Origin of the sequence: Microcoleus sp. LEGE 07076 (genome assembly GCF_015207455.1) — a bacterium.
In the GTDB taxonomy this organism is placed as follows: domain Bacteria; phylum Cyanobacteriota; class Cyanobacteriia; order Cyanobacteriales; family Microcoleaceae; genus Microcoleus.
On the sequence record NZ_JADEWV010000295.1, the window covers coordinates 1 to 5,708 of the forward strand.

Annotated in this window: 6 protein-coding genes and 1 pseudogene; 2 read left to right on the forward strand and 5 right to left on the reverse strand. The window is 46.2% G+C overall.

The genetic code is table 11. The annotated features are described in order from the left end of the window. The 4 genes from IQ270_RS27515 to IQ270_RS27530 form a co-directional block, all read right to left on the reverse strand. On the reverse strand, positions 1-715 hold a 715-nt coding region (locus IQ270_RS27515), incomplete at its 3' end, for an LD-carboxypeptidase (protein ID WP_193976326.1). Between the two features lie 286 nt (positions 716-1,001). Then, positions 1,002-1,763 carry a type I methionyl aminopeptidase gene (gene map, locus IQ270_RS27520; RefSeq protein ID WP_193976327.1) on the reverse strand — a complete coding sequence of 254 codons (762 nt, stop codon included), beginning with the start codon at positions 1,761-1,763 and terminating at the stop codon, positions 1,002-1,004. A 183-nt stretch (positions 1,764-1,946) separates the two neighbouring features. After that, the gene (locus IQ270_RS27525) at positions 1,947-3,023 is read right to left on the reverse strand and encodes a glycosyltransferase family 4 protein (RefSeq protein ID WP_193976328.1); all 1,077 of its coding nucleotides are present in this window, start codon (positions 3,021-3,023) and stop codon (positions 1,947-1,949) included. 486 nt (positions 3,024-3,509) lie between these two features. Beyond that, entirely contained in the window at positions 3,510-4,373 is an 864-nt protein-coding gene (locus IQ270_RS27530; RefSeq protein ID WP_228056756.1) for a HEAT repeat domain-containing protein, read from the reverse strand. Here IQ270_RS27530 and IQ270_RS31545 point away from each other — a divergent pair. Then, a complete protein-coding gene (locus IQ270_RS31545; RefSeq protein WP_228056757.1) occupies positions 4,372-4,578 on the forward strand; it encodes a hypothetical protein in 207 nt (68 codons plus the stop codon). The two genes, IQ270_RS27530 and IQ270_RS31545, sit on opposite strands and share 2 nt — an antisense overlap. Positions 4,579-4,758: 180 nt before the next feature. Here IQ270_RS31545 and IQ270_RS27535 read toward each other — a convergent pair whose 3' ends face one another. Further along, entirely contained in the window at positions 4,759-5,058 is a 300-nt protein-coding gene (locus IQ270_RS27535) for a hypothetical protein (protein WP_193976330.1), read from the reverse strand. Between the two features lie 191 nt (positions 5,059-5,249). Between IQ270_RS27535 and IQ270_RS27540 the strand changes: the two are divergent. After that, positions 5,250-5,708: pseudogene (locus IQ270_RS27540) on the forward strand (CapA family protein); the annotation flags it as partial.

Below are 5,708 nucleotides of genomic sequence, written 5' to 3' on the forward strand. Positions count from 1 at the left end.
AAGCAATGCCCCGCACCCCCGCAAAAGCCCCCGCCATCCGCCACATAGTCAGCATTCGATCGACCCTGTAAGGAGCCTCGGAAACATCCTCAAATGCGAGAATAACCCCAGTCAAATCCGGTTGATACGGGGTTCCGAGCAAATGAGAAGCCACCGTCAGATTCGCCGGAAACAGCCGCCCCGCAGCCTTGCCGTTGCCCCATCCTTTACCTTGCAAAGATAGTAACGGACGGCCTTCTACACAGTCAAAAAGACGATCGGCAGACCAATCCGGTTCCAGGGGCAAAGTCGTCAGTAGTGGCCCGTGAACGCCCCAAATCCGCAGTTGATCGTGATTCCACAGCAAAGCCGTAATGTCAGAAAAGCCAATCAACCATTTTGGCGAATGGGAATCTGGAGTTGGAAACTGAGAATTAGCCCAATCTCCCACCTTGGCTTTTTCCAAAAGTCGAGTGCTGCCGAAACCGCCTCGAACACAGAGAATACCGCGACAATCCGGGTCACTGAGGGCATCTGCCAACTGTCGGACGCGGTTTTCGTCCGAACCGGCCAAATAGCCAGTGCGATCGTCAAAACCGGGTGTTAGTTCCACTCGATAGCCACGAGATTTCCAAATTTCTACACCTTTTTCAAAGTTAGTTAATTCTCGCAAAGCGCCGCTAGGGGCAATTACTTTGAGCAAATCTCCTGGTTGCAGAAATTTTATGTCAGTCATTTGTTATTTGTCAGTTGTCCTTAGTTCTTAGTTCTTAGTTCTTAGGAATTTGGAATTGGGCATAGTTTCTTCCTTCTTCCTTCTTCCTGACTAATGACTCAATGAAATCTGTTAGCATCGGAATTATTGATATATTTCTTCTTTGCATCTGCGCGAATCAGCGTCAATCAATTGTAATCTGCGGTTAAAATTCTCTTTTTTTCACCGCAGATAGAGGCAGACAAACACAGATTAACGCAGATGAATTGTTATGAGCGAGTTTTGCGGATTTTTTGTTTGAGGATTGCTAAGGTAAAGTTAGAATTTCTACCCCAGAATCAGTTACAGCCAGAGTGTGTTCGAATTGAGCTGAAAGCTTGCCATCCTGCGTGATAGCAGTCCAACCGTCGCCCAAAATTTCTACTTCCCAAGTCCCTTCGTTAATCATCGGCTCGATCGTAAAAACCATGCCTTTTCTGAGCTTTTTTCCCGTGCCCCGCTTGCCGTAATGCAAAATTTCCGGTTCGGTGTGAAAAACGCGGTGCACGCCATGTCCGGCAAAATTTCGCACTACCGAAAAACCCTGTGTTTCAGCATATTCCTGAATCGCTGCACCGATGTCGCCGGTACGAGCACCGGGTTTGACTTCGGCAATTCCTCTTCTCAAACATTCCTCGGTTACTTCAACTAACTTTTTGGCTACTGGTGAAGGTTTTCCCACAAAAAAAGTTTTAGAAGTATCGCCGTGATAGCCATCAACTAAAGGTGTTACATCTATGTTTACAATATCGCCTTCTCTAAGAATTTGTTTGGCATTGGGGATGCCGTGACAGACTACTTCATTGACGCTTGCACAAAGAGATTTGGGAAATCCTTTGTAACCTAGGGGAGCACTTTTTGCTCCGTGTGCCAAAGTCCAGCGTTCGGCTTCGTCGTTAATTTGGAGAGTGCTGACACCGGGTTTAATCATTGGTTCAAGATGCAACAAAAGCTGAGCTGCTAAGCGGCCTGCTTGACGCATTTTTTCAATTTCTCTACTGGATAAAAGCACTAAATGTTCGGTTGCCATAGTTTTTTATGTTTGGTCTTTGTGTGGTAGATTAAGAGTTTATACCAATTTTTTATGAAGCTGCATAGAATCAGATCCCCCCAGCCCCCTTCCCAAGGGGGAGTAAGAATTCAAAGTCCCCCTTTTTAAGGGGGATGCGAGGGGGATCGGGATATATGCAACTTCATATTAAATTGGTATTATTTAACTCAATTTTAGAATAGATTTGAACCAGTATTCAAATCGATCGCCCAAAGCACCCAAAGAGTATTCTCCTTCTGCTTGTCGCCGGCAAGCGCTGCGGTCAATTTGGTCGATTCGGGCGATCGCACCTACCAAGCCATTTACGCTGTCAGGTTCCACTAAAAAGCCCGTCTGTCCGTCTCGAACAATTTCGGCGGGTCCCCCGCGCTCGTAAGCAATCACGGGCACACCGCACGCTAAAGCCTCGATCGCCACATTTCCAAAAGCTTCCACCCAGCGCGGTGTCATCAACAAGGCTCGGCACTGGCGGACTTGCTCTTGCATTTGGGTTGTTGTCAGAAACCCTAAATATTCTACCGGAGCATCGGCGCAATCTGCACAAATTTTTTGCCAATAATCCTCATCCTGCATTTTGCCCATAATTTTCAGCGGAATGCCTGTAATTTTTGCTGCCGCCACTGCATCTTCTAAGCCTTTTTCCGGGGCGATGCGACCCAGCCAAGCTAATTTTGGTTCCGGTTGGCTGCAAAATTCGTACAGCGATAAATCGATGCCGCTTCCCAACAACTGACACTCAGCGGCAAAGGCAAAGGTTTCGGCTTGGGAAACGGTGTAAACTCCGATCGTACCAGGAAATTGGGCGGCGGTTTGTTCGGCGATGCGATCGATCGATCGCGACATGGAACCCAAACTGATAAAATGTGCGATCGGAGCCCTAAAAAATGGCGTCAAATAAAACGGCAACCAATCGTAGGCAAAGTTAACAATCACATCCCATTCATCCTGAACTTGGCGAGCATAAGCCCACATATTCGCCAGCACAGCATCCGCAGGCATCACAATCGGATCGTGGTAATCTTGTGTTTGGGCAGTTACTTGCAAATCCCCCGTGATTTCGATTACTGAAATTGATTCTAAAACTGAACCGACGGGTGCTACAACTGCTATTTTATGACCTCGGCGGTGCAATTCTTTCGCAATATTGAGAACTGTAAGTTCGACTCCCCCGCCCAACCCAGAACCGAGTTGACCTACAGATGTTGATAGTAACAATAATTTTAAACAGTTATTAGTCATTAGTTATTAGTTATTGGTTATTAGTTATTAGTTATTGGTTATTAGTTATTAGTTATTGGTTATTAGTTATTAGTTATTGGTTATTAGTCATTTATTTTAGCATAGGATCTATCATCGTAACGTTTCGGTTTGCATCGTAATAATCTTTTTTCGATTGTCGTGCTGTCGCGAGTTCGCGATAGCACTGCATTCAAATCTCGTCTGTTCGATTGACCGGAATAAAATTCGTTCGTAGTGCGGACTTTAGTCCGCAATTTGGAGCGGACTAAAGTCCACACTACGAACCAACCGTTTTTGTTATTAATAATCGACCGCACATGATATGACCAATGACTAATGACTGTTAGTTGTTAGTTGTTACTTGTTAGTTGTTCGTTGTTATTGGGAATTGAGAATTGGAAATTGGGGATTCGTAGCAAGTAACCAATAACCAATAACCAATAACCAATAACCAACAACTAATGACTAATGACTAATGACCAATTTTTAATCATCCCTCCCAGAACGAGGATGGATGCGATTCAACTGATTAATTGCCCAGCGAGCAGTCTCCTGAACTTCTGCATCTGGATCGTCAGTCGCGCGGTGCAACAAATAACTGATTTGATTCACCAATTCGTAAATCCGCGTCAAGTCGCGAATCGCATTTTTCCGCACTTCTGGATTTTCATTTTGCAGCGAAATTGACCAGGCATTATTCATGGGTTTGAGGGTGCGAATGCCAATTTCCGAGACACTTGCCAAAATTAAACTGTACTGCTTTGAGTCGGAATTTGCTAGCAAATCCAGCAACGGCTCAACTGCTCTGGAATCTCCCTGCTGGCCGAGTTCCCAAATTGCTTTGCGCCGGAGAGCCGGATTTAGATGTTGCAAATCATCAATCAGTTCTTCAATAAGATCAACTTTAGCTCGATCGCCCGTTTCTGGAAAAGAACTATTTTTGTTCTGACTCGCTAGCGAATTGGCTCGATTATTTGTTTCGGGAATGTTGAAACCTATGTCGCTGTAGCCGTTGCTGTTAGTTTCCAAGGACCCGCTGCCGCCATTAATTCGATCGCCCTCTACCCCTGCACCCTCGGATTCTGATGCGCCAGATTTCCGGCTAAACGGTAAAGGTCGATCGCTGTTGCTGTTGTTGTCAAAATTGTAGCCTGTTGAAAAATCCAAAGAATCGGGCAATGCTGGTGGCAGTTTTGGTTCTTCAGAAAAAACATCTTGGTGTCCAATTGGGCGCAAGTTGGTCTGAGGATTGGGATTAGTCGATCCAGAGTTTGTTGGGTTGTGGGGAGCGCCTCTTCCCCGTCTTCGCCTAGAATTATTTGACTCGTCGTTGCTAACTAATTTCAGCATGATAAATACTGCTGCTGCCGTGATGACAACTGCTGCTAAACCCAATATTAAAAATCCCCGCTGCCGAGACAAAATGACGATTAGATTGGAGATCGATTTGGGGATTTTGGAATTGGATTTTGGCCGCTTGGACGGCTTAGATTTGTTTTTATCGGCCTCTGGAGAGGGTTTTGGAGAACTGGAGTCCGGGCGATCGTCCGCCTGAGCAATTTCTTGGGAAACAGCCCGGTAGGAGGCATTGAGAGTCTGTTGCCTTCCGTCCGCAGGTGGACTCAAGGCAGGGCCGAGACAGGCAATACAGGTCAATAAACATAGAGTGGAGCGGTAGTGCGCCATAAGACTCAATCGAGGTTTTGAGAGGCAACGCCACGAGACGAGCTTTAGTTTAACCGTAACCTTGAGTTAGCTCGATCCTAGCTGCTATGCGCCCAACTAACTCACAAATAGCACGCCTTCTGACAAAAAATCCTCGGTGGAGACAGCAGCAATCAAAATCTCGATCGTACAATTGCCTCAATAACGGCTGCTGCAGGCAAAGCGACGACATCCACAAAGTCGATTGCTGCACGTAGCTGAGGCGATTGTTGCTTGCCGTCGATTTCTGACAGATAACGTCCCGCGAACCAGAGTTTAACTGTTTCACCACAGCAGTCGCGATCGCTTTTGTCTTCGTCAGGGCAGGCATTTGGACGAGGACGATTTGCAGCGACAACCAGAAACCGGGTTTTTGATTGTATTTCTGGCAGCTTTACCGCATATTTTCACTATGTTTATTTGTACTCGCTTACCTAAGTTAGATCGATCGGTATTTAATCCAGTTTCACCAAATCTGATATAAGATGGAGCTAAATTTTTCGTGTGAGAGTAGAGGCATTTGTGAGCCAACAAGATATCTTAAATTTAGCAAAAGAAGGCGACCCCAGGGCGATCGCATTTCTGCTCGGCCAAGCACTCCAAAGCTTCGGCGTCACAGCTAAAGCCAGCCTGGAAAATGACACCCTGCACCTGCTGCTAGAAGCAGAAAAATTGCCCGCAGAACAAGCCTGTCTGCGAGTCGCAGTCAAAGGATTGCAGCGACTGCAACCAAATAACATTTACTCCCTCACAGTATACGGGCTGCAGAACAGTCAACAAATGCCCGCTTGGACTCAGACAGTAGAATTAAAAAAACCCTTGACTTTCGCACCCGTTAGTGTAGCCACACCCGTTAGCGTACCCGCTGCCCCAATTCCTGCCGCCGCAGCCACTGTACACACTGCCCCAATTCCTGTGACTTTGCCACAGATAGAAAAAACTCAAAATGTCACAACATCCCCCACTCCTGTCTCTTATACA

What these genes read in the sequence shown, in the direction of transcription:
- IQ270_RS27525 (WP_193976328.1), bottom strand. Translation starts at nt 3,023, where the DNA reads ATGACTAATAACTGTTTAAAATTATTGTTACTATCAACATCTGTAGGT.
- IQ270_RS27530 (WP_228056756.1), bottom strand. Translation starts at nt 4,373, where the DNA reads ATGCTGAAATTAGTTAGCAACGACGAGTCAAATAATTCTAGGCGAAGA.
- map (WP_193976327.1), bottom strand. Translation starts at nt 1,763, where the DNA reads ATGGCAACCGAACATTTAGTGCTTTTATCCAGTAGAGAAATTGAAAAA.
- IQ270_RS31545 (WP_228056757.1), top strand. Translation starts at nt 4,372, where the DNA reads ATGATAAATACTGCTGCTGCCGTGATGACAACTGCTGCTAAACCCAAT.
- IQ270_RS27535 (WP_193976330.1), bottom strand. Translation starts at nt 5,058, where the DNA reads ATGCCTGCCCTGACGAAGACAAAAGCGATCGCGACTGCTGTGGTGAAA.